Below are 21,284 nucleotides of genomic sequence, written 5' to 3' on the forward strand. Positions count from 1 at the left end.
CCCACTCGCTGCACCGTCCGTCTCCACGCGCCGCCCACTCACGGCGCCGTCCGTCTCCAGGCGCCGCCCACTCACGGCGCCGTCCGGCCTTTCCGCGCCAGCCACTCGTGATCCACATCCGTTGGAACGTGATCAAAAGGCCTGTGGATCACGTCTGGCGGGATGTGGATCTGCGTTGTGGATGTGGATCACGACGAAGTGCGTTAGCGCGAAGCAAGCTCGAGGAGGGTAATCGTGAGCCCGGAGAAAGGACGGGTGAGCGAGGCGGTAAAAGCCGGCGCGGGCGGAGCGGGAACGGCAGGGGAAGCGGGCGCGGCGGGGAGTGCAGGGGAAGCGGGAGGGGTGGTGGTGACGAGCCAGATGCGGGAGGCGGCACAGGTTTCGAGGACGGGACAGGTCGTGACGGGGGACGGGGTGCGGCGCCATTCGTAGGCGAAGCCGAAGCGTTCGCGTTGGTCGGGGAAGCCGGCGAAGACGATCCGGTCGGTGGAGCGGGCGTGGGTGTGGACGAACGATGCGGCGGCGGCGTAGTCCTGGTCGCCGGGCAACGGGGACTTGCGTAGGCCGATGTGGTCACGCGCGCCAAGGGCAAGCACGGCAAGGCATAACGCCGCTGCGGCGAGCCGCTGGCGCGGGACGGGCACGAGGCGGACAGCGGAGGCGGCCAGCAAAGCCCAAGCCGGCAACGTAAAGAGCAGATAGCGATAGTAAAAAAGCGAGTGCATGAAGACGAAGAGCACTAAGGGCGGACCGGCCGCCCATACAAGCAACGCCGTCAGCGAACGCGACCAAGGAACGCTCACGAGAGCCACTAAGCCAAGGGCGGCAAGGATTCCAGCCGTCGCGGCAGAGCGGGTCAGAGACTGCGGCAAGGTCGCAAATGACTTCAGCGAGGCGGAAATCCAAGCGACCTGGCCGGTTTGCTGAGAACCGAGCCACGCCAACGGAAGCAACGGCACGAGCCCAAGTCCTACAGCGACAAACCAGCGTTTCCACGACGATACGAGCGGCAAGTGCGCCAACAGCACTAGCAAGGCGATCAGGTGACTCAGACCCGTCAGGGCAACGAACAGTCCCAACAGGATCCAGCGGCGCGAGACTAACGCCAGCATCGACGCGACAGCGAAGCACAGGGCGAAGGCGTAAGGGCGGGCTTCTTCGGCATAGCGGCTCACACTCGGGATGACGGCCAGCAGGCAACCAGCGGCTAGCCCGATGTTGGGCGTGAACAGTTTGGCGCCCAGCGCGGCGGTCAGCGAAGCCGCGACGGCCATGGCGAGCAACGAGGGCACTCGCATAGCTATGACAGAGTCTCCGAAGACAGTTATCCACAGGCGCATCAACAGGTAGTACGGAGCGAGCACGATATCCACATGCGACACGAGCCGCAGGAAGTCGTCGAACGGGATGGTTGAGGCCCACCAGGTCGCGTGCTCGTCACGCCACGCTTGCCGCGTTATACCGATCGCGCCCAGAGCAAACGTCAGCGCGAAGGGAATCGCGACAACAGGCCGGACTCCAGGAGGGACGCCAAGGCGAGGGGCCGCGGCCGTCATGAGGAAGTGGTGACTTCTTTATAGGCGCGGATCGCCTCGGCCATCGAGCCGTCGACGGCGAGTTGGCCCTCGTGCAGGAATAGGCCGCGGGTGCAGAAGCGGGTGAGGTCACTTTCCTCGTGTGAAACCAGCACCATGGTGCGTCCCTGAGCGAGCAGTTCCTCCATGGTGTCGTAGCACTTGGCCCGAAACTCCGCGTCGCCGACCGCCATGACCTCGTCCACGAGCAGGATCGGGTGTTCGAGCTGGGCGATGACGGAAAAGCCCAGGCGCACCCGCATGCCTGAGGAGTAGTGGCGGACCGGCGAGTCGATCGAGCGGCGGACCTGTTCACCGGCGAAGTCGACGATGCGGTCGAAGCGCCGGCGCAAGTCGGCCGCGGACATGCCGTGCAGCGACCCGACTAAGTGGACGTTTTCGCGACCGGTGAGGTCACCGGAGAAGCCTGCTGACAGTTCGAGCAGGGGCGCTACCTTGCCCCCGATCCGGACCGAACCCTCGTCGGGGATGAGCACTCCGGCGATCAGGCGCAGCAGCGTGCTCTTGCCCGTCCCGTTGCGGCCGACGATGCCGACCGCCTCGCCAGGCCTGATGTCGAAGCTGACATCGCGGAACGGCCAGAAATCGCCACGGTACGGATCACGGGACGTCCCGTAAAACACGAGTTCACGAAGCCGCAAGTTGCGTTTGCGGCCCTGATGGAAGCGGATGCCCAGTCCCTCAGCTCTGATCATCAGAGCTCCTTCAGGACGGACGGTTCAAGGCGGCGAAAGAGCAGCACCCCGGCAGTCAGCACGATCAGCGTCCCGGCGACGGTGAAGGCCAGAAGGCGAAGCGACGGGAACTCGTCGGGGAACCATGCCGCATGGTGCAGCTGGAAGATGCCGACGAGCGGATCGGCGACGTAGAGGCGCTTGGCCCACTCGGGCAGCGTCTGTGATTCATAGACCTTGCTGAGCGGGTAGATGATCGGGGCGGCGTAAAACAGGATCCGCACGAACAGCCGGACGAAGCGCTCAACGTCGCGCAGCATTACCGTCGCCGCTGACAGCAATAGAGAAATACCTGCTAGCAACGCGAATTGCAGAATTACCGCGAGCGGTAAAGCGACAAGCGTCCGCCAGGTGATCTGAGCGTCGAAGACGACGGCCGCTCCAATCAGGATCGGCAAACCGGCGACGTATTCGGCGAACCGGCCGAGGACTTTGCCGAGCGGGAACATTTCGCGCGGCATGTTAATCGTGGTGACCAGCAAAGACTGCGAAGTGAGCGCCGAGGTCGATTCGTTGATCGCGCTGTTGAACCAGGCCCAGGCGAAGATCCCCGAGATGATGAACATGGGGTACGAGCCGCCGCCCGGGATCTGAGTGTCGAACAGCAGACCGAAGATGAACCAGTAAATCAGCGCCATGGTCAGCGGTTCGATTAATGACCATAGATATCCGAGCACGGATTGCTGATACTTCACGGCTAGGTCACGGCGCACTAAAACCGACAGCACGCTGCGATTACTCCACACCGCAGCCACGCTGTGACCCATAGGGCCACAGTAACTAAGCGATTAGCACTCGATGACGTTAACGGCCAATCCGCCGCGGGAGGTCTCTTTGTACTTGACCTTCATGTCCGCACCGGTTTCGCGCATCGTCTTGATGACCTTGTCGAGCGAGACGTGGTGGTTGCCGTCGCCGCGCAGGGCCATGCGCGCTGCCGTGATCGCTTTGATGGAGGCGACCGCGTTGCGCTCGATGCACGGGATCTGCACGAGACCACCGACGGGATCGCAGGTCAGGCCGAGGTTGTGCTCCATGGCGATCTCCGCGGCGTTTTCGACCTGCTCCGGAGTACCCCCCATGACTTCGGCAAGACCAGCGGCGGCCATGGAGCAGGCCGATCCGACCTCGCCCTGGCACCCGACTTCTGCCCCGGAAATGGAGGCGTTCTCCTTGAAGAGGACCCCGATAGCGGCGGCAGTCAGCAGGAAGCGGACGACGCCGTCGGGAGAGGCACCCGGCACGAAGCGGGTGTAGTAGTGCAGCACGGCCGGGATGATGCCGGCTGCACCATTGGTCGGCGCGGTGACGACGCGGCCGCCAGCGGCGTTCTCCTCGTTCACGGCCAGGGCAAACAGGGTCACCCAGTCCATGACGCGCAGCGGGTCGGTGGCGTAGACCTCCGATTCGAGCTGGCGTTTCATGGCCGCGGCACGGCGCTGGACTTTCAGCCCACCGGGCAGGACACCTTCCGTGGTCAGACCGCTGATCACACAGTCCTGCATGACTTGCCAGATCCTGAGCAGACCGTCACGCACATCAGCTGACGAGCGCCAGGACAGCTCGTTGGCCATCATGACCTCGCTGATCGGCAGCCCGTAGGTCAGCAGTTGTGCCCCGGTCTTGAAGGGATAGCGCACGACGGTGTCGTCGGTCTTGAGCTGGCCGGTGACGTCATCGACGACGAACCCGCCGCCGACGGAGTAGTAGGTGCGCTCGCGGACGCACGCGCCTTCCCGGTCGAAGGCCGTGAAGGTCATCCCGTTCGGGTGATACGGCAGCGTACGACGCCGGTGCATGGTCAGCTCGAAGCGGAATCCATCGATCTCGCCGGCTTCCTTGAACGCCGCGACGCGTGACCCAACGGTCGTCGTGTCGACCGTCTCTGGATCTTCACCGGCGAGGCCGAGCAGCACGGCGGCCTCGCTGCCGTGCCCGTGGCCGGTCGCGCCCAGCGAGCCGAACAGCTCGGCGCGGATGATGGCGGTGTCAGCGAGCTTGCCACCGGCCTTGAGCCCGCCGACGAAGCGGCGAGCAGCCCGCATCGGCCCCACAGTGTGTGAGCTGGAGGGGCCGATGCCGATCTTGAAAAGGTCAAAGACGCTGATCACTGGGTCAACACTAGCCGACGTCGAAGGTGACGATGATGCTCGTGAAGCCGAGCGAGCGCAGCAGGCTCTCCAGTGTCTTGCGGGTGTTTTCCTGTGCCCGCTGGATGAGCTGACTGTTTTGCGCCGCGGTCGCTAGCCGCTGGTTGGCGACGAGAAGGGTCTCGCGCTGGCGGTTGTTGTCCCCGTCGAAGAAGTCGCCCACCCGGTTGAACAGGCCTCGCTCCTCGGCGAAGACGTAGCTTCGGTCAAGGTTGAGCTTGGGCTCGGCCAGCACGGGCGCGGGCAGGGAAATCTCGACGGACTTTCGGTCTTCGGACTGCTTTATTTTGTCCTCGGTCAGATTGCTGAACTCGACGTAGGCCTCGACCGTGCCGGCCGCGACGAACAGGGTGCGTTCGTTGATCAGCCAGTCGGGCACATATTTGCGGTCCTTCTTGAGGTCGATGACCACCTCGAAGTTGCCCTCGGCCGCGACGAAGCGCGCGAGGTCCTTGATCGAGAGAAGAATAGGAGGCTGACTCTGGTCGGTGACCTGCTCCTGGAACGGGTTCTTTAGCCAGTCCGGAAGAAACCGGCCCGCGTTGAACCCCACCAACATCGCTCCGATCAGGGCAATGATTAGTAAAGTCCAGAAGACCCGCCGCCCGAACCGGGACTTTTCCGTCCGGATCGGCTGGGTGGGACCCTCAATCATCTTCTGAGTGGGCTCGCTCATGGAAGACACCGTAAAGCTAAGGTGCACCTTGTGAATAGCACGGTTTCTCCTTCCGGATTACTACAGCTTGACGCACTGCTGTCCGATGAGGAACGTCAGATTCAGGACGTAGTGCGCAAGCTGATGGATGCCACCGTTCGCAGTGAAGTACATCACTGGTATGAACAGGGACGTGCCCCGATCCGCGAACTAGCAAACGAATTCGGAAGACTCGGGCTTCTCGGGATGCATCTGCACGGATACGGCTGTGCTGGGGCAAGTGCCGTGGCCTACGGTGTCGCGTGCATGGAGCTCGAAGCCGCCGACTCCGGCGTTCGTTCCCTGGTCAGCGTGCAGGGATCCCTTGCCATGTACGCGATCTGGCGCTTCGGTTCCGAAGAGCAGAAGCAGCGGTGGCTGCCCGGCATGGCCCGCGGTGAGTTCATCGGCTGCTTCGGGCTGACCGAGCCCGACCACGGCTCCGACCCGGCTTCGATGTCCACGCGCGCCCGCAAGGACGGCAGCGACTGGATTCTGCATGGCAGCAAAATGTGGATCACTAACGCTCCGCTCGCGGATGTGGCCGTGATCTGGGCACGGGCAGACGAAGGCGTGCGTGGGTTCGTCGTTCCGCTCGACACCCCGGGCGTGACGGTCCGCGAGATCAAGCAGAAGATGTCGCTACGGGCTTCTTCGACCGGCGAGATCGTGCTCGATGACGTGCGGCTCCCGCAAGAAGCACAACTGCCCGAGGCGACTGGGCTCAAAGCTCCCCTGAGCTGCCTGACGGAAGCCCGGTACGGCATCGTCTGGGGTTCCCTGGGCGCCGGCCGCGACTGTCTGGAAACAGCTATTCGCTATGCACAGGAACGCATTCAGTTCGGCAAGCCGATCGCGAGCTTCCAGCTGACCCAGGCCAAAATCGCCGACATGGCGCTTGAAGTGCAGAAGGGTTTCCTGCTGGCGCTCCACTTAGGACGGATGGCCGATCAAGGAAAGCTCACGCCAGAAATGGTCAGCGTGGGCAAGCTGAACAACGTGCGTGAAGCGATCAAAATCGCGCGCGAGTGCCGCACCATCCTGGGCGCCAACGGGATCTCCGGCGAATACCCGGTCATGCGGCACGCCAACAATCTAGAAAGCGTGCTCACCTACGAGGGCACGTCAGAGATCCACCAGCTGGTGATAGCCGCCAAACTAACCGGAATCCAAGCGTTCAGTTAAGGACGAGGACCCGCACGTGAATCTGGTGACGTTGCTGCAAAGCGGCGCGTAGCGCGCGATGCAGCCCGTCTTCCAGGTAGAGCTCACCCTCCCACTCGACCACGTGCGGGAACAGGTCGCCGTAGAAGGTCGAGTCGTTCGCGAGCACCCGGTCGAGGCCAAGCTCCAGCTTTGTGGTGACGAGCTGGTCTAGGCGCACTGGACGAGGCGGAATGTCCGCCCACTGCTTCAAGGTGAAGCCGTGGTCGGGGTATGGACGCCCGTCCCGCACCGCCTTAAAGATCACGTCTCCCCCTTCGTACCATCCCGCCGCCAGACAGCCTATCGCCAGCGCCCATAGTGCACGACTTCGTCTAAGGTTCGCCGCCCGCGCTTGAGTGACTTGGACTTATGGTCCGCCCGGCGATAGCCGACGCTAATAGCGCCAATGGGGACGAACTCCGGTGGTACCCCAAAATGGTCTTTGAAGGCAGGAATGTTCTCCGGCGGAATGCCGAAGAAGCACGCCCCCAGCCCTTCATCCACCGCTGTCAGCAGCATGAGCAGCGACGCCATCCCCGTGTCGATGTGCCAGTAAGGCACCGGCCAGCGCGCCTCGTCGCGGTCGGTCCAGCCCTTGTCAGGCTCGGCATAGCGGTCGAGATAGGCGGATTTGTTCGACAGCGGAATGATGATCAGCGGCGCGTGGCGCATATTGGTGAGCCAGCTGTTCCACGATTTCGGTGTCGACACCGCCCAGAATTCCTCGAGTTCGGTGGGCGTCTGCAACACGAGAAATCCCCAGCCCTGCGAGAAACCGGCGCTGGGCGCGTGAATGGCATTGCTGAGCAGACGCTCCACAATGTCCGGTGGGATCGGACGGTCCGGGTCATAGTTGCGGACCATCCGCCGCCGCCTGACAACGTCAGAGAACTCCATGCCGAATTCCCCATTCGCCGTCCCAGGTGCCCCCCGGCGCGAGATGGATCAGATCGCGGCCGGACCGCAGGGCATCGGGAGGGCAGGTCATGGGCTCGATCGCGATCGAGCGGCGGCGGCGTTCCGGGGCCAGGGTGTCGCCGGTGAACAGCTGCCACCACTTGAACGCCTCGTCGGCCCACACGCGCACGGAGTTGCCATCGGGCGCGGTGACGACGACATCAGAGGTGCCATCGTCGTTGCGCACGACGTCGCCCAGGGCCAGATCCAGTTCCGTAGCACCGATTTTGCGGGCCACGCTGTAATCGAACTCGCCACCAGTCACGCGAGCGGCGCCAATCGGCAGGTTGCGCCCATCGAGCAGCAGCCGGTTACGCGCCTTCACGAGCAATTCACAATCATTTATGGGTACTGCCGAAGCACGCACATAAGGGTGGGTCCCGAACCCAAACGGAGCGTCTGACTGGCTCAGGTTCTCAGCGAAGTGATGTGCCTTCAGTCCGTTCGGGCCCAGCGAATACGTGGTGCGCAGGAGCAGCTTCCACGGATAGCCGGGGCGCGGATGCAAGGTCAGCTCCACCGTCACGGCGTCAGCGGAATGTTGCACCGTTTGCCAGGGCAGCCACCGCACCAGGCCATGGATCGCGTTGTGGTGCGCGGGTTCCGTGAGCGGCAACTGATAGGGGTTCCCGCCGTACTTATACGCACCGTCGCGTAACCGGTTTGGCCACGGGGCGAGCTGTTGCCCGGCGCCACCGGGGCAGATCTCGTCCGCGCTATAGCCGTCCAGCACGGCAACCCCGCCGGCCTGATACTCGCGCAAGCCCCCGCCGACCTCGGTCACCACAGCAACCTGGTCACCGTGGGCGATGGTCCATTGTGTACCGCTCGCCGTCACGATTGTGGACCTTACCGCCTCCCGTTACGGCGCGAGGCGTTCAACGGTCCATTCACCGTTAACCAGGCGGTAGACCAGACGGTCGTGCAGCCGGCTCGGGCGGCCCTGCCAGAACTCGACCGCGTCGGGTCGCACGGCGAACCCGCCCCAATGCGGTGGTGCTTTGATCTCGCCCTCGAACTCGGCGGCCATTTCCGTGAACGCGTCCTCAAGCTCAGCGCGGCCCTTGAGCACCTGCGACTGCGGACTCGCCCACGCCCCGAGCTGCGACTGACGTGGCCGTTGCGCGAAGTAGGCCTCCGTCTCGGCACGGGTCACCTTCTCCGCCCGTCCCGTGATCACGACTTGCCGGTGCAGGGCATACCACGGGAAGACCAGGCTGCAATACGGATTGGCGTCCAGTTCACGGCCCTTGCGGGAGGTGTAGTTCGTGAAGAAGGTCAGCCGTTCCTCGTCGAACGCCTTCAGCAAAACTGTCCGCGCACTGGGCCGGCCATCCGGGGTCGCGGTCGCCACAATCATCGCGTTGGGCTCGGGAAGGCCGCTGGCGACCGCGTCGGCGAACCACTTGGCCAACTGCGTGTGCCAATCAGCGGCCAGTCCCGCCTCGAGCAGGGCCGGGTGGTCATAATCCAGCCGCATTCGGGACGGATCCGGTGTGCTCATCATCACTACTTCACCTTAGTTCTGCCGTACACGGCCGCAGATTATTGCGTCAATGGGTGCATCTCGCGAAAGAATGTCGGCTGACGCACAACCCGGTTGGGTCGCCAAGGCCGGCTCTTGGGGGGAAGATGTGCACGAAATAGCTTCGAAACCCGAAGACACTTTGGAGAGATGATGTCCGACTTCAAGCCGGGCCTGGAGGGCGTGATCGCCTTCGAGACCGAGATCGCCGAGCCCGATAAAGAAGGCGGCGCTCTGCGATATAGAGGTGTCGACATCGAAGACCTCATCGGCCAGGTGTCGTTCGGCAACGTCTGGGCCCTCCTGGTCGACGGCAAGTTCGGTCCCGGCCTTCCGCCGGCCGAGCCGTTCCCGGTGCCGGTGCACTCCGGTGACATTCGCGTCGACGTGCAGTCCGCGGTCGCCATGCTGGCGCCTTACTGGGGTCTAGGCCAGCTGCTCGACATCTCTGACGAGCAGGCTCGCGAAGACTTGGCCCGCGTCTCCGTCACCGCACTGTCCTTTGTGGCGCAGTCAGCCCGCGGTCTTGGCCTGCCGGCCGTGCCGCAGAAGGAGATCGACAAGGCTTCCACGATCGTCGAGCGCTTCATGAAGCGCTGGCGCGGCGAGCCTGACCCGCGTCACGTCAAGGCGGTCGACGCCTACTTCATCTCCGCCGCCGAGCACGGCATGAACGCCTCGACGTTCACCACGCGCGTGGTCGCCTCGACCGGTGCTGACACCGCAGCCTGCATCTCCTCCGGCATCGGTGCCCTGTCCGGCCCGCTGCACGGTGGTGCTCCCTCCCGCGTGCTGCACATGATCGAGGCCGTTGAGCGTTCCGGCGACGCCGAGAGCTATGTCAAGGGAGTCCTCGACCGTGGCGAGCGCCTGATGGGCTTTGGCCACCGGGTCTACCGGGCCGAGGACCCGCGCGCCCGCGTCCTGCGGCGCACCGCCAAGGAGCTCGGTGCCCCGCGCTTCGAGGTCGCCGAGGCACTGGAGAAGGCAGCGCTGGCCGAGCTTCGCGCCCGCCGTCCCGACCGTGTGCTCGAGACCAACGTCGAGTTCTGGTCAGCCGTGGTCCTCGACTTCGCCGAGGTTCCGGCACACATGTTCACCTCGATGTTCACCTGCGCCCGAGTAGCCGGCTGGTCCGCGCACACGCTGGAGCAGAAGAAGCTCAACCGCCTCGTGCGGCCGTCGGCGATCTACGTCGGCCCCGGCCCGCGCAAGCCGTTCGATGTCGAAGGCTGGGACAGCATTCCGCACGGCCAGTAACCAACAGCAGCAATTCCTGGCGCGCGCTAAAGCAACGCGCACTCACGGTCTCCGTGAACACAAGTGACAGGGCTCACGCCCTGGGCTGAGACATCCATCGCATGGCGGTCATCTCTGCTCTGGCAGGATGGCCGCCATGCGCATTCCCGCTGAACTGCTGCCCGCAGATGGCCGCTTTTGCTGCGGCCCATCGAAGATCCGGCCTGCCGCGGTCGAGTCCCTGAGCGACGTTGCTCAGTCCTTCCTCGGCACCTCTCACCGGCAGAAGACGGTGAAGGATCAAGTCGCCAGATTGCGGCAGGGCATCTCCAGTTTCTTCGGGCTGCCAGAGGGCTACGAAGTGATCATCGGCAATGGTGGAACGACGGCCTTCTGGGAGGTCGCCACGTTTTCACTGATCCGCGACAAGGCCCAGTTCGCCACGTTTGGTGAGTTCGGCGCCAAGTTCGCCAAAGCCGTCAAGGACGCCCCGTTCCTCAGCGCCCCGACTGTCCACAAAGGAGAGCCCGGCTCGGCCTCGTTCCTCGTCGCCGAGGAAGGCGTTGACGCCTATGGCATCACGCAAAACGAGACGTCCACGGGCGTGGCGGTGCCGGTCGAGCGGGTCGCCGCCGATGGCCTGATGCTGCACGACGCCACTAGCGCCGCAGGTGGCCTGGCCGTCGATTTGACCCAGTCCGATGTGTACTACTTCGCGCCCCAGAAGTGCTTCGCTTCCGACGGCGGGCTCTGGATCGCCCTGCTCTCCCCCGCGGCGATCGCCCGTGCCGAGGAGATCAAAGCCAGTGGCCGCTACATTCCCGCGTTCCTTGACCTGGTCACCGCGATCGAAAACTCGCGGCTGGAACAGACCCTGAACACGCCCGCCCTGGCGACGATCTTCCTTGCCGCGGAGCAAACCGACTGGATGAACGCCCAAGGCGGACTGTCATGGGCGGCCAACCGCACGGCGGAAAGCGCTGGGATCATTTACCAATGGGCGGAGAAATCCGAGGTCGCGACGCCTTTTGTCACCGACCCCGCGCTGCGGTCCAATGTGGTTGCCACGATTGACTTTGCTGACAGTGTCGACGCGGCCAAGCTCGCGAAGGTCTTGCGCGAGAACGGGATCGTCGACACCGAGCCCTACCGCAAACTGGGCCGCAACCAGCTGCGCATCGCGCTCTATCCCGCGATCGAACCGTCCGATGTGCAAGCTTTGACCGCATCTATCGACTGGGTCATCGAGCACCTATAGCGCGGATTCATTTCGCGCGGCGTGGCGGGGTGTCTTAATGGGCACCCGCCACGTACGGTGTCACGTGGAACGTCATGCCGATGCCACATTTCCCCCGTGGACGCGGCACAGAACTTGGGGACGGAGGACAGCGCGTGCGGCCAGTGCGGTTCGTTGCCCTCTCCGAAGATGGTCAAGCACTCGTCCTAGCGGATGAAGTCGGCCGTCTGCTTTCACTGCCGATTGATGAACGAGTCACCACCGCAATCGATCCGGATCGCGCCCCAGCTCCCGGCACTGTGACCATCGCCACAGTCGCCTACGACGGCTCCAACACCTTGTCCCCACGGGACATTCAGGCTCGCATCCGCTCCGGCGAAAGCGCTGATGACGTCGCGCGCATCGCGGGAGTGCCCGTTGACCGCGTGCTGCGTTACGCCGGCCCGGTGCTGCAAGAGCGGGCCATGCTCGCGCAACACGCACGGCGTACCAGGCTGAAGTCCTCTGACAAAGGCGCGACGCTCGCCGATGTCGTTGATGGACGGCTCGCCCAGCACGGCATCGACACCGAGAAGATCTCTTGGGATGCCTACCGGCGCGAAGACGGCACCTGGCGCATTGTCGCGACGTGGCCGTCGGGCAAAGCGACCGCTCAAGCGGTGTGGGAGCTAGACCGCAATCGTCAGCAGGTCGCCCCACACGACGACATGGCGCAATACCTATGTGCCGAGCGGCCGACCCAAATTCTTGGCCAAGACCCGTCCGCTGGTCAGGGTCCTGTCGCGCGCACCGGCCGGGATCTTTCCGGCCACGGTTTGCCAGGCGCGGCCGCGACCGGTGGCCGTCCCAGCCGTGACCCGATCCGGGCTGGCCGCGACGCGCTCATCGCGGCGATGGACCGCCCGATCGGTGCCGGGCCAGGCCGTGGTCTTGACGTGCCCAACGAGGCTCCGCGGCAGCGTCCCGTCGCCCCTAGTGCCTTTGACGCTGATCCTGACGCGCCAAAGGAAGTTCCTGCCGTTCCCTCGCTCGCTGTGCTGCGCCCGCGCCGTCAGACGACCGAGACCAACGCGCAGAACCCCGACAAGCCACGCAAGCGTTTGCCCAGCTGGGACGACGTTTTGTTCGGTGGTGCGCCAGCGGCCCGCGAAAGCTGACGCTTTCCGCGCCTGGGCTTTCCGATGTCCAGGAGAGCTAATGTTCCGGCATGGAATTCACTTCCCTGGGCCGGACCGGCCTGACGGCCAGCAGGTTGTGCCTTGGCACGATGAACTTCGGCCCCAAAACGTCCGAGCCAGATAGCTACGCGATCATGGACCGGGCGCTGGAGCACGGCATCAACTTCTTTGACACCGCTGATGTCTACGGCTGGAAGACCGGCGAAGGGGTCACCGAGCAGATCATTGGCCGGTGGTTCGCCCAAGGCGGCGGCCGCCGCGACAAAGTCGTGCTGGCGACCAAGGTCTACGGCCGGATGGGCGACTGGCCCAACGACCGTGGACTATCGGCCCGGCACATCATCAAGGCCTGCGACGATTCGTTGCGTCGCTTGCAAACCGACTGGATCGATCTCTACCAGATGCACCACGTCGAGCGAACGACGCCGTGGGAAGAGATCTGGCAGGCGATGGAGATCCTCGTCAACTCCGGCAAGGTGCGTTACGTCGGCTCGTCTAACTTCGCTGGCTGGCACCTGGCCACGGCACAGGAATCCGCTAAGGCGCGGCACTTCCTCGGGCTCGTGTCCGAGCAGTGCATCTACAACCTCTTCGAGCGTCACGTCGAGCTGGAGGTCATCCCGGCCGCGCAGCACTACGGCATCGGCATCATCCCTTGGTCACCGCTGCACGGTGGACTTCTGAGCGGCGTGCTGAAGCGGGCCAAGGAAGGCAGCGCCGCCCGCGCCACCGAGCAAGGTGGACGCTCGCAGGACGCGCTCGCCGAAAACCGCGCCACGATCGAGGCCTACGAGAAGCTGGCTGAGTCGCTCGAAGCTGACGCGGCTAACCTCGCGCTCGGCTGGCTGCTGTCGCGGCCGGGCGTCACCGCGCCGATCATCGGCCCGAGAACCCTTGAGCAGCTTGACAATGCGCTCGGAGCACTCGATGTCAACCTGGACAGCGAGACACTGTCGCGTTTGGACGAACTGTTCCCGCCGATCGGTAAGGGCGGCCCCGGCCCCGAAGCGTGGGCTTGGTAGTCAGGACCCGAGTGGCCAGGCCCCTAGCCGGTGATAAGCCGGGTGGGGGCCTAACTCGCTGCGCACCAAGAAAAGCTCGGCCGGACGCCAGGACGGTCCGTGATAGGAGCGCATCGTCTCGATAACGGACCGCTGCAGCTCGTGCTTGGGGCGCGCCAGCGTCAAATGCGGGCGATATTTGCGGTCGTCGGGCTCAATCCTGTTGGCGCGCATGGCAATGCGAACGTGCTTGTTGAGCTTGCGCAACCCGTCGACGTCGCCCGCGACACCGGCCCAAAAGACCGCTTCGCCAAACTGTCCCGTCCCGCTAACGGACACCTCCCCGATAGGAGCCAACAGAGCCTCACCCATCGCCTTCGCCGCCGCGGCCTCATCAGCATCGCCAAGGAAGGCGATCGTGATGTGCCAGCGATCTTCCGGAATATGCTTCTCGAGTCTCAGCTGATCGACCACTTTGGACAGATGGCCGATCACTTCCGGCGGCGGAAACAAAGCGACAAACAGGCTCACACAGCCAGTTTCCCACGCCGCCCGGCGTCAAACGGCACCGCGCGAAGCGGCACGAGACGAAAGCGCGGCAAGGCGTAGGACCAAGCGGCACGGCACGAAGCGGCACCGCGCCAGGCGTGCACTGCGCAGGGCGCGCACGGGACGAAAGCGCGGCAAGGCGTAGGACCAAGCGGCACGGCACGAAGCGGCGCGGCAGGGCGCGAGGACTGACGTGGCGCTAAGGCGGTGGTGTCGGCTAGCCGAGGAAGATGCCGGCGTCGGCGAGGGCTCCTTCGACGCGCAGGCGCTCGATTTCGAGGTCGAGCCCGCCCACCTCGTCTAGATGCTCGTCGATGCCCAGGCAACGGCACGTTGCGGCCAGCGCGCGGTCGTAGTCGGCGTGACTGCGGGGCAACGCCCGAAGCTCTGCCACGACCTGTTCGAACGGGACGTCAGGGGAACCTGCTGGAACCGGGACGGGCAGCCAGGCCGGGGCGATGCCAGCCGCGTTAAGGCGCGTCGCCGCGAAGTTGGTGACCGAATCACGAGCCGAGACAAGCACATCTGACGCGACCCGGGCAGCGGTCGCCCACGGCGGCCCAGCCGGTGGAGCGGGAGCCAAGGCCCGCTCCAGCCGGTCAAGAGTGCGTTGCTCATGCCACGAGTCGCGCACGGCTTCAGCCCGGTGCTTTAGCGACTCCACAACCTCATCAGCACAAATGACAGCAGCGATAGCGGCAGGCATGCCAATGAGCGCGATCACGCCAAGAGTGAGCGGAAGTGCGCTGTCAGTGGCCACGGCAACCACCTTACCGCTCGGTCGGCGTGCTGGCCGACCGTGTATTTGGCCGTGAATTCACTGCGTCGAGATTCTCAAAAGCTCACTGAACTGAGCGACTTTGGCACGATCGCCAGTGATGTCAACCGTCTCGTCCCCGGCACGCCGCCACAGCCAACGCAAAAGCGCGTCAGGAGAACCGGTCACGGTCGCCTGCGCCTGGATGCCGTCGGGAGCTTTGTCCACCGCCATCCGGCTCTCCTTCCAGGTCACCAGAAAATCGCCCACCTGAACCGCACCGTCTGTTGTAGACAGTGGATCGCCGTAATAGTCGGGCCACTCGTTGGCACCCCAGACCAGGAAGATCCGCAGGATCTCGTCGATGCCGTCGAACGCGAGGTCTTCGGCGATGGGCAGGGAGTCAATCCCGGCGGCCAGCTCCGCGTCGATGCGGTGAATGACCGTCTCCTGAGCCATCCGCCGGATCCAGAAACCGACCGTCTGGTCGGGTGAGAACCACGTCTTGGCCGGGCTCTCCGGCGCGCGGGAGGCGAACTCGTCGTTTAGCTCGCTGTAGGCCCGGCGCAGCAGATCGGGCGCGGTCTCGTCGCCGAGGTTGGGCGGCCAGGGCTCCGGATCGGCGTTCAGGCGCATGCACTCGGCCTTATGCAGATAGACGTGCCCGAGGTGGCTGACGAGATCGTCCACCGTCCACTCCGGACACGTCGGAACCTTGACCGCCGGGCCAGCCTGTTTAGTGGCCGCGGTGAACCGGCGATAGTCCGCGTCAAGGGCACTCAGGAAATCCATGCCCGCATGACATCACGCGGCACTGACACTTTCGCTCTGGATCACCTTCACCCGCGGGATCGGCCGCACTTGCAGCGACAACTTCTCCCCCGCGTGCTTGAGCTGCCAGATCAGGGCACTCATCGCGGCCAGCAGAGAGATGCCTCCACCGATCGAGATCGCGGCCTGCGCACCGAGGGTTTCGGCGATCGCGCTGCAGATCATGGAACCCAGCGGAGCCGTACCCAGGAAGATCAGCACGAACAGTGACATGACACGGCCCCGGTACGCGGCGTCGACGCCCAGCTGTATGCGCTGGTTGGCCGCCTGACCCAGGTAGACGGTGCTGAAACCGGTCGGGATGAGCAGCAGCAGCGCGAGCCACATCGTGTTGGCGAAGCCCACCGCGATAGCGAGCACCCCGAAGGACAGCGCCGCGCCTAGGAAGAGGTAAACCGACGGACGTCCCTTGCGGCCCGTACCGGCGAGCGCACCGCCCAGTGCACCGACCGCCAGCGCGGTGTTGAACAGACCGAACGCCGCGGCACCGGTGTTGAACACTGTCTTGGCGAGCAATGCCAGCGTGATCTGAAAGTTGTAGCCGAACATCGCGATGACAGAGATCGTCACCATCGGCAAGAGCAAGTCGTGACGCTGCCGCACATAGCGGATGCCATCGGCGATCTTCGCCTCGGTTGCCGACGTGGGCACCAGCTCGGCACGGAAGAGCGCGGCGGGGTTGATCCGGATCTGCATGATGACGGGCGCGATCGCCATCACGGTGCTAGCCAGGAAGACGGGGCCTAGCCCCAGCCCGGCGATGGCCACACCGGCCAGCGCTGGCCCGGTGATCCGGGCGGTTTGAAACGTCGCCGCCGACAACGACAAAGCGTTGGGCAGCAACGGTTTTCCGACGAGTTCGGACACAAACGACTGCCGCACCGGCGTTTCGATGGCCTGCGCGATACCCATCAGCAAGGCGAACACCAGCAGCATCCACAGCTGGATGACACCGGTCGCGACAAGAACGGCCTGCGCGATGGCAAGAACAGCCCAGGCTCCGTTGGAAAAGATGAGTAGCTTGCGCTTGTCGAAACGGTCCGCGAGGGAACCGGCATAGAGCGTAAGCAGAAGGACCGGCACGAACTGTGCCGCGGTTACCACACCTAGGGCGGTCGCGGAGTTGTCGGTCAGCTCCAGGACTAACCAGTCCTGTGCGACGACCATCATCCACACGCCGATGAGTTTGATCAGCTGGCCGGTTGCGAAAAGTCTGTAGTTGCGGACCGTTAGGGAACGGAAGGTGGTGCTCAGTCGCGCCCGCACGTGTTGCACATCTCCTTATCTGTTTCCTATGCCCGGGCGAGTGCCTCCAAAATGGATGCGGCCCGGGCGACTGTGTCACGTTCACCGGGCGTCAGATTCGCTAATTTGCTGGCTAGCCATTCGTCTCGCATTTTCTGATACGAGACGAGCACGGCGGCTCCTTCTGCGGTGGCGGACAGCAATACCTGCCGTCCGTCGGTCGGGTGGGGGGTCCTCTGAACCAGATGCCGCTCTTCCAGCTTGGCCACGATCTTCGTCATGGTCGGTGGCTGCACCCGCTCGACGTCGGAGAGCTCGCGAAGCGTGAGCGCGCCGCCGAGGTGAAGGCTGGTAAGTGCGGACAGTTGGGTCACCGTGAGATCGCCAACGGGGCGTTCCTGACGCAAGCGCCGGTTTAGCCGGGTGATGGCATCACGAAGGCGCACCGTAATCTCCGCGGGCGTCTCAGTCATCGCCATCACCTGCTCCATCACGATCATTAGCCTAACTAATTAGCCTTGCTAACATCCACGCTATTTCAGGATGACGTCCGTCACGCCACGCAGGAAATAGAGGATGAACAGCGCTGCAACTACCCAAAGCAGCGGATGTACCTCGCGGGCTTTGCCGCGTACGAGCTTTATCAGTGCATAGGTGATGAATCCTGCCCCGATGCCGTTCGAGATGGAATAGGTGAACGGCATAAGGACGATGGTGAGAAAGGCCGGGATGGCGATCTCGTAGTCCGACCAATCGATGTTCTTGACACCGATCATCATAAGGAAGCCCACCACGACCAGGGCGGTCGAGGCCGCTTCGAACGGAACAACGGCCACCAACGGGGCCATGAACATCGCGACGAGGAACAGCGCACCAGTGATCAGATTGGCGAACCCGGTGCGGGCTCCTTCGGCGACACCGGCCGCACTCTCGATATAAGAGGTGTTGCTTGAGGTGCTCGCCGCACCACCGGCAGCCGCTGCGATGGAGTCCACGAGGAGGATCTCCTTGGCCCGGGGCACCGACCCATCCTTCGTGACGAGGCCACCTTCCTGGCCAACCGCGACCATGGTGCCCATGCTGTCGAAGAAGTCAGTAATGAGAAGGGTGAAGACGAACATCGCGCACACCAGCGGGCCCGCCTTGGCCCACGAGTCGAGCACATTGAACTGGCCGATCAGGGAAAGGTCGGGCACAGCGAACCAGGTTTTGGGGATCTCGGGAACGTTGAGGCTCCAGCCACGCGCGCCCGGGCCGATCTTCGCGATGGCCTGCACGACGATGGCGATGACCGTCGTCGTCACGATGCCAATCAGCAAGGCGCCCTTCACTTTGCGCACCATGAGCACGATGGTCAGCAGCAACCCGAGCACGAAAACCAGCCCGGGCCATGTGACGATTTTGCCGCCGATGCCAAGGCCAATCGGGGGTGCGCCGACGCCGGTGGACTTGACGAATCCCGCGTCCACGAAGCCAATCAGCGCGATGAATAGTCCAATCCCGACCCCGATCGCCGCCTTCAGCTGGGTGGGGACGCTGTGGAAGATGGCCGTTCGCAGGCCGGTCAGCACCAGCACGGCGATGATGAGACCTTCGATGACGACGAGGCCCATCGCGTCGGCCCAGGTCATCTTCGGCGCGATCTCATAGGCGACCATCGCATTGACGCCGAGACCGGCTGCCAGCGCCAGGGGGAACCGGCCAACGACACCCATAAGGATCGTCATCAGCCCGGCAACAAGCGCCGTCGCCGCCGCGATCTTCGGGATGCCGTCGGCACCACCGAGCTTGGCTTCGTTGCCGTCGAGGGCGCCATGCAGGATCAGGGGGTTAAGAACCACGATGTAAGCCATCGTGAAAAAGGTGGCCAAGCCACCCCGCACCTCGCGGGACATCGTCGACCCACGGGAGGAAATCTCGAAATAGCGGTCGAGGCGGTTACGCATGAGGAGAGGGTAGTGGTACACCTTCACTTCCATGAGGAAGAATGGCTGACGTGACAAGGACCGCGACTCGCCCCTCCACCGCCAAACTCGACCAGGTTTGCGCCGCTGCCGTCGACATCGCCCGCTCGGCGCTGACGGAAGACCCGGCGCACGTTGGTGCGCATTTGGGTGCGGTGGCCGAAGGCGACCGCGTCGTCACCCATTACTTCGCCTGTGATCTGCCTGGTTACAAGGGCTGGCAGTGGGCCGTGACGGTGACCCGCATTCCGCGCAGCAAGCACGTGACGGTGTGCGAAAGCGTGCTGCTTCCCGGCTCCGAGGCCTTGCTGGCGCCGGGCTGGATTCCGTGGCACGAGCGGCTGCACCCCGGTGACCTTGGCGTGGGCGACCTGCTGCCAACACCGGCCGAAGACGACCGGCTCACGCCGGGATACATGCTTTCGGGCGACCCGGCGATCGATGACGAGGTGTGGGAGCTAGGTCTTGGCCGCCCTCGCGTGCTCTCGCCAGCAGGACGCGCTGATGCTGCCGAGCGGTGGTACGAGGGCGATCACGGCCCCGACGCCCCGATCTCAGCGGCAGCGCCCAAAGCGGCCCGCTGCTTCTCGTGCGGTTTCTACCTTCAGCTCGCGGGAGCGCTCGGACGGGTGTTTGGCGTGTGTTCCAACGTCTACACGCCCGACGATGGCCGGGTCGTTTCCCGCGATCACGGCTGCGGCGGGCACTCGGAGATCCTCATTGAGGAGACCACGATCCCAGCGCCGCCGACCGTTTACGACGACTCGGAAATCGACGAAGTCTAAAGCTGTGCTTCGATGCGCGCTGCCGCTTCGGTGAGCGCGCCGAGGGCGGCCCCGATCTGCCACGAACCCCGGTCACGTGGGCCGACAATGTTGGAAACAGTGCGCAGTTCGCCAAACGCGACCCCGGCGAGGTCTGCCGCGCACGCCACGCCGTAGCCCTCCATGCCTTCGGCGACCGCCGTCGGGTAGCGCTCGATCAGCGTTTCGAGGCGTTCCTTGGTACCGGTGACGGTGGAAACCGTGAGCACGTCGCCCACGTGAGCGTCTGGCATTGCTGACCGCAGCATGGTCAGCAGTTTCTGGTCTACGACCATCATGGTGGTGCCGAACCCGAGTTCGTCGAGGCTGATGAAGCCGTCTGGCGAATCAGCACCCAAGTCGGCCGCGCAGATGCGTGCCGCGACTGCCGTTCCGCCAAGGGGCAACCCGATGCCGCCACCGATGCCCGCGTTCAGGACCGCCGTGTAACGCCCGTTGGCCAGCGTCAGCAGTTTGGCCGTGCCAGCGGCTGCCGCCGCCACCCCAACGCCAACCGGTGCGACGGTCACTGGGCTGTCAGGGGACAGTCCTTTTAGGACAGCTTCAGCTTCGGCAGCCACCGCCGTAACGATCAGAAGGCTCACGGGGTCCAGTATTACCGCTGATCATCCAGGGAGGACGGGCGGTAGGTGGTGTAGCTGTCGGTCCGCGCGGGGGGCAGCGCTTGGTTGGGCACGATCTGCCCTTGGATCACGGTCGGGTGTGCCACGGCCGAGCCCGGCGCGGCCGGGCGGGGCAGCTTCACGGTCATCACCGCGGCGGCGGTCAGCAACAGGGCCGATATCCACAGCGGGAACGAGGGGGCGAACAAGCCGACCAAGGCGGTGGCGACTCCACTGAACACGCCTAGCAGCAGACCGGCGGCGGTCGCCCGGAACCACGCGCCCCAGCTGGCACCTTGCTGCGCCCAGATAACTCCCAGCAGCACCTGCACCGTCAGCGCGAATCCCGGCAGCACGAGCAAGGCCGCCCACTCGGTTGGCAGCCATTGCGCGGTGAGCACGGTCCACGTCGCTTGCCCGGCCAGGATGAGCCCCGCGGCGAGGCGGCCTGGCCGCAGCAGCGCCGCGACCGTGGTGGTCACGAGCACCAGGAGCACGAGGAAGACGTGCCAAAGCTGTGGCTCGGTGCGGGCGACCAGCAGACCGGCGATCATGGCCAGGTCAGCGGCGATGACAACCGCCTGAACGTCAAGCAGGCCGGTCAAATGCGGCGTCGCCGCGGCACCTAAAGCTCGCTGCCGGCCCGTCTGCCGGGCCAGCCAGCCCAGCCCAGCGCCAAAGCGGCGAAAAACACGTAGCAGCAGATCGGCGAGCGCACGGAGCACGAACATGGATAGCATCTTGCCGTGTCCAAGCAACAGACGGTGGATCCGCCAATGGTTCCGTTCGCGATCGCCGGGATAGCCGCGTTCGCGATCGCCGCGCTGGCCGTCTGGATCGCCGATGGCCCGACGAGCTGGCTTCAGGTCTGCCTCGCTGGCGTGATCTGGGGAATCCCCGGCCTGCTCACGATGATCGTGCATGACCGCAACCGGAGCAGGCAGCACAGCGATGCCGGCTAACAACGACGAAGCGACCGCACGACCGCAAACGGCC

Annotated in this window: 24 protein-coding genes; 7 read left to right on the forward strand and 17 right to left on the reverse strand. The window is 64.5% G+C overall.

The annotated features are described in order from the left end of the window. Nucleotides 1-203: 203 nt before the first annotated feature. The 5 genes from A3E1_RS45520 to A3E1_RS0137495 are packed head-to-tail and all read right to left on the reverse strand — an operon-like array spanning nucleotide 204 to nucleotide 5,155. On the reverse strand, nucleotides 204-1,556 hold the full coding sequence (locus tag A3E1_RS45520) for a glycosyltransferase family 39 protein (RefSeq protein ID WP_020525973.1): 1,353 nt from the start codon (nucleotides 1,554-1,556) through the stop codon (nucleotides 204-206). Then, nucleotides 1,553-2,290: an ABC transporter ATP-binding protein gene (locus tag A3E1_RS0137480; RefSeq protein WP_020525974.1), complete on the reverse strand. Its 738-nt coding sequence runs from the start codon at nucleotides 2,288-2,290 to the stop codon at nucleotides 1,553-1,555. Before A3E1_RS0137480 ends, A3E1_RS45520 begins: the two co-directional genes overlap by 4 nt. Then, nucleotides 2,290-3,096 (reverse strand): ABC transporter permease, encoded by an 807-nt coding sequence (locus tag A3E1_RS0137485; RefSeq protein ID WP_026209218.1) that lies wholly within the window; start codon nucleotides 3,094-3,096, stop codon nucleotides 2,290-2,292. The genes A3E1_RS0137480 and A3E1_RS0137485 overlap by 1 nt, the downstream gene beginning before the upstream one ends. A 21-nt stretch (nucleotides 3,097-3,117) precedes the next feature. Further along, on the reverse strand, nucleotides 3,118-4,440 hold the full coding sequence (locus A3E1_RS0137490) for an L-serine ammonia-lyase (RefSeq protein ID WP_020525976.1): 1,323 nt from the start codon (nucleotides 4,438-4,440) through the stop codon (nucleotides 3,118-3,120). A gap of 10 nt (nucleotides 4,441-4,450) precedes the next feature. Further along, on the reverse strand, nucleotides 4,451-5,155 hold the full coding sequence (locus tag A3E1_RS0137495; protein ID WP_020525977.1) for a DUF4230 domain-containing protein: 705 nt from the start codon (nucleotides 5,153-5,155) through the stop codon (nucleotides 4,451-4,453). A gap of 30 nt (nucleotides 5,156-5,185) precedes the next feature. On the opposite strand from A3E1_RS0137495, the gene A3E1_RS0137500 reads away from it, so the two are divergent. Continuing rightward, nucleotides 5,186-6,358 carry an acyl-CoA dehydrogenase family protein gene (locus tag A3E1_RS0137500; protein ID WP_020525978.1) on the forward strand — a complete coding sequence of 391 codons (1,173 nt, stop codon included), beginning with the start codon at nucleotides 5,186-5,188 and terminating at the stop codon, nucleotides 6,356-6,358. Here A3E1_RS0137500 and A3E1_RS0137505 read toward each other — a convergent pair. Genes A3E1_RS0137505 through pdxH form a run of 4 tightly spaced genes read right to left on the reverse strand, consistent with a single transcriptional unit; the run spans nucleotide 6,351 to nucleotide 8,843 of the window. Continuing rightward, a complete protein-coding gene (locus A3E1_RS0137505) occupies nucleotides 6,351-6,644 on the reverse strand; it encodes a type II toxin-antitoxin system VapB family antitoxin (RefSeq protein ID WP_020525979.1) in 294 nt (97 codons plus the stop codon). The two genes, A3E1_RS0137500 and A3E1_RS0137505, sit on opposite strands and share 8 nt — an antisense overlap. Nucleotides 6,645-6,679: 35 nt before the next feature. After that, complete coding sequence (locus A3E1_RS0137510; RefSeq protein ID WP_026209219.1) at nucleotides 6,680-7,276, reverse strand: nitroreductase family protein; 597 nt, start codon at nucleotides 7,274-7,276, stop codon at nucleotides 6,680-6,682. Next, entirely contained in the window at nucleotides 7,263-8,174 is a 912-nt protein-coding gene (locus A3E1_RS0137515) for an aldose 1-epimerase family protein (protein WP_020525981.1), read from the reverse strand. The genes A3E1_RS0137510 and A3E1_RS0137515 overlap by 14 nt, the downstream gene beginning before the upstream one ends. A gap of 24 nt (nucleotides 8,175-8,198) precedes the next feature. Next, nucleotides 8,199-8,843 carry a pyridoxamine 5'-phosphate oxidase gene (pdxH, locus tag A3E1_RS0137520; RefSeq protein ID WP_020525982.1) on the reverse strand — a complete coding sequence of 215 codons (645 nt, stop codon included), beginning with the start codon at nucleotides 8,841-8,843 and terminating at the stop codon, nucleotides 8,199-8,201. Between the two features lie 171 nt (nucleotides 8,844-9,014). Here pdxH and A3E1_RS0137525 point away from each other — a divergent pair, with 171 nt between their 5' ends. The 4 genes from A3E1_RS0137525 to A3E1_RS0137540 all read left to right on the forward strand — a co-directional run bounded on the left by A3E1_RS0137525 (nucleotide 9,015) and on the right by A3E1_RS0137540 (nucleotide 13,537). Continuing rightward, nucleotides 9,015-10,121, forward strand: coding sequence for a citrate synthase 2 (locus A3E1_RS0137525; protein ID WP_026209221.1), 1,107 nt, complete (start codon nucleotides 9,015-9,017; stop codon nucleotides 10,119-10,121). Nucleotides 10,122-10,257: 136 nt separating this feature from the next. After that, nucleotides 10,258-11,358 (forward strand): phosphoserine transaminase, encoded by a 1,101-nt coding sequence (serC, locus tag A3E1_RS0137530; protein WP_020525984.1) that lies wholly within the window; start codon nucleotides 10,258-10,260, stop codon nucleotides 11,356-11,358. 134 nt (nucleotides 11,359-11,492) lie between these two features. Continuing rightward, nucleotides 11,493-12,494 carry a septation protein SepH gene (gene sepH, locus A3E1_RS0137535; protein ID WP_020525985.1) on the forward strand — a complete coding sequence of 334 codons (1,002 nt, stop codon included), beginning with the start codon at nucleotides 11,493-11,495 and terminating at the stop codon, nucleotides 12,492-12,494. A gap of 50 nt (nucleotides 12,495-12,544) precedes the next feature. Further along, nucleotides 12,545-13,537, forward strand: a complete 993-nt coding sequence (locus A3E1_RS0137540) for an aldo/keto reductase (protein ID WP_020525986.1) — start codon at nucleotides 12,545-12,547, stop codon at nucleotides 13,535-13,537. Here the strand turns inward: A3E1_RS0137540 and thpR are convergent, their stop codons facing one another. The 6 genes from thpR to A3E1_RS0137570 form a co-directional block, all read right to left on the reverse strand. Then, nucleotides 13,538-14,047 carry an RNA 2',3'-cyclic phosphodiesterase gene (thpR, locus tag A3E1_RS44150; protein ID WP_020525987.1) on the reverse strand — a complete coding sequence of 170 codons (510 nt, stop codon included), beginning with the start codon at nucleotides 14,045-14,047 and terminating at the stop codon, nucleotides 13,538-13,540. A gap of 235 nt (nucleotides 14,048-14,282) precedes the next feature. Further along, nucleotides 14,283-14,825, reverse strand: coding sequence for a hypothetical protein (locus A3E1_RS0137550; protein WP_020525988.1), 543 nt, complete (start codon nucleotides 14,823-14,825; stop codon nucleotides 14,283-14,285). A gap of 57 nt (nucleotides 14,826-14,882) precedes the next feature. Continuing rightward, nucleotides 14,883-15,614 (reverse strand): maleylpyruvate isomerase family mycothiol-dependent enzyme, encoded by a 732-nt coding sequence (locus tag A3E1_RS0137555; RefSeq protein ID WP_020525989.1) that lies wholly within the window; start codon nucleotides 15,612-15,614, stop codon nucleotides 14,883-14,885. 12 nt (nucleotides 15,615-15,626) lie between these two features. After that, entirely contained in the window at nucleotides 15,627-16,919 is a 1,293-nt protein-coding gene (locus A3E1_RS0137560) for an MFS transporter (protein ID WP_026209223.1), read from the reverse strand. A 26-nt stretch (nucleotides 16,920-16,945) separates the two neighbouring features. Continuing rightward, complete coding sequence (locus A3E1_RS0137565; RefSeq protein ID WP_040393165.1) at nucleotides 16,946-17,389, reverse strand: MarR family winged helix-turn-helix transcriptional regulator; 444 nt, start codon at nucleotides 17,387-17,389, stop codon at nucleotides 16,946-16,948. Nucleotides 17,390-17,431: 42 nt separating this feature from the next. After that, the gene (locus A3E1_RS0137570; RefSeq protein WP_051105263.1) at nucleotides 17,432-18,877 is read right to left on the reverse strand and encodes an NCS2 family permease; all 1,446 of its coding nucleotides are present in this window, start codon (nucleotides 18,875-18,877) and stop codon (nucleotides 17,432-17,434) included. Nucleotides 18,878-18,885: 8 nt separating this feature from the next. On the opposite strand from A3E1_RS0137570, the gene A3E1_RS0137575 reads away from it, so the two are divergent. Continuing rightward, complete coding sequence (locus A3E1_RS0137575; protein WP_020525993.1) at nucleotides 18,886-19,647, forward strand: DUF3027 domain-containing protein; 762 nt, start codon at nucleotides 18,886-18,888, stop codon at nucleotides 19,645-19,647. Here A3E1_RS0137575 and A3E1_RS0137580 read toward each other — a convergent pair. Both A3E1_RS0137580 and A3E1_RS0137585 read right to left on the reverse strand, forming a co-directional pair. After that, the gene (locus A3E1_RS0137580; RefSeq protein WP_020525994.1) at nucleotides 19,644-20,270 is read right to left on the reverse strand and encodes a futalosine hydrolase; all 627 of its coding nucleotides are present in this window, start codon (nucleotides 20,268-20,270) and stop codon (nucleotides 19,644-19,646) included. The genes A3E1_RS0137575 and A3E1_RS0137580 overlap by 4 nt on opposite strands. Before the next feature lie 11 nt (nucleotides 20,271-20,281). Continuing rightward, nucleotides 20,282-21,019, reverse strand: coding sequence for a hypothetical protein (locus tag A3E1_RS0137585; protein ID WP_157631982.1), 738 nt, complete (start codon nucleotides 21,017-21,019; stop codon nucleotides 20,282-20,284). 15 nt (nucleotides 21,020-21,034) lie between these two features. Between A3E1_RS0137585 and A3E1_RS0137590 the strand changes: the two genes are divergently transcribed. Then, nucleotides 21,035-21,250, forward strand: a complete 216-nt coding sequence (locus A3E1_RS0137590) for a DUF2530 domain-containing protein (protein WP_026209227.1) — start codon at nucleotides 21,035-21,037, stop codon at nucleotides 21,248-21,250. The last annotated feature ends 34 nt before the right edge of the window (nucleotides 21,251-21,284 follow it).

It is taken from the genome of Catelliglobosispora koreensis DSM 44566, from assembly GCF_000379685.1.
Classification (GTDB): domain Bacteria; phylum Actinomycetota; class Actinomycetes; order Mycobacteriales; family Micromonosporaceae; genus Catelliglobosispora; species Catelliglobosispora koreensis.

Coding starts and splice junctions, on each gene's coding strand:
- A3E1_RS0137570 (WP_051105263.1), bottom strand. CDS start 18,877: ATGGAAGTGAAGGTGTACCACTACCCTCTCCTCATGCGTAACCGCCTC.
- serC (WP_020525984.1), top strand. CDS start 10,258: ATGCGCATTCCCGCTGAACTGCTGCCCGCAGATGGCCGCTTTTGCTGC.
- A3E1_RS0137540 (WP_020525986.1), top strand. CDS start 12,545: ATGGAATTCACTTCCCTGGGCCGGACCGGCCTGACGGCCAGCAGGTTG.
- A3E1_RS0137585 (WP_157631982.1), bottom strand. CDS start 21,019: ATGTTCGTGCTCCGTGCGCTCGCCGATCTGCTGCTACGTGTTTTTCGC.
- A3E1_RS45520 (WP_020525973.1), bottom strand. CDS start 1,556: ATGACGGCCGCGGCCCCTCGCCTTGGCGTCCCTCCTGGAGTCCGGCCT.
- A3E1_RS0137565 (WP_040393165.1), bottom strand. CDS start 17,389: ATGGAGCAGGTGATGGCGATGACTGAGACGCCCGCGGAGATTACGGTG.
- A3E1_RS0137575 (WP_020525993.1), top strand. CDS start 18,886: ATGGCTGACGTGACAAGGACCGCGACTCGCCCCTCCACCGCCAAACTC.
- A3E1_RS0137495 (WP_020525977.1), bottom strand. CDS start 5,155: ATGAGCGAGCCCACTCAGAAGATGATTGAGGGTCCCACCCAGCCGATC.
- A3E1_RS0137525 (WP_026209221.1), top strand. CDS start 9,015: ATGTCCGACTTCAAGCCGGGCCTGGAGGGCGTGATCGCCTTCGAGACC.
- A3E1_RS0137510 (WP_026209219.1), bottom strand. CDS start 7,276: ATGGAGTTCTCTGACGTTGTCAGGCGGCGGCGGATGGTCCGCAACTAT.
- A3E1_RS0137555 (WP_020525989.1), bottom strand. CDS start 15,614: ATGGATTTCCTGAGTGCCCTTGACGCGGACTATCGCCGGTTCACCGCG.
- A3E1_RS0137480 (WP_020525974.1), bottom strand. CDS start 2,290: ATGATCAGAGCTGAGGGACTGGGCATCCGCTTCCATCAGGGCCGCAAA.
- pdxH (WP_020525982.1), bottom strand. CDS start 8,843: ATGATGAGCACACCGGATCCGTCCCGAATGCGGCTGGATTATGACCAC.
- A3E1_RS0137485 (WP_026209218.1), bottom strand. CDS start 3,096: ATGGGTCACAGCGTGGCTGCGGTGTGGAGTAATCGCAGCGTGCTGTCG.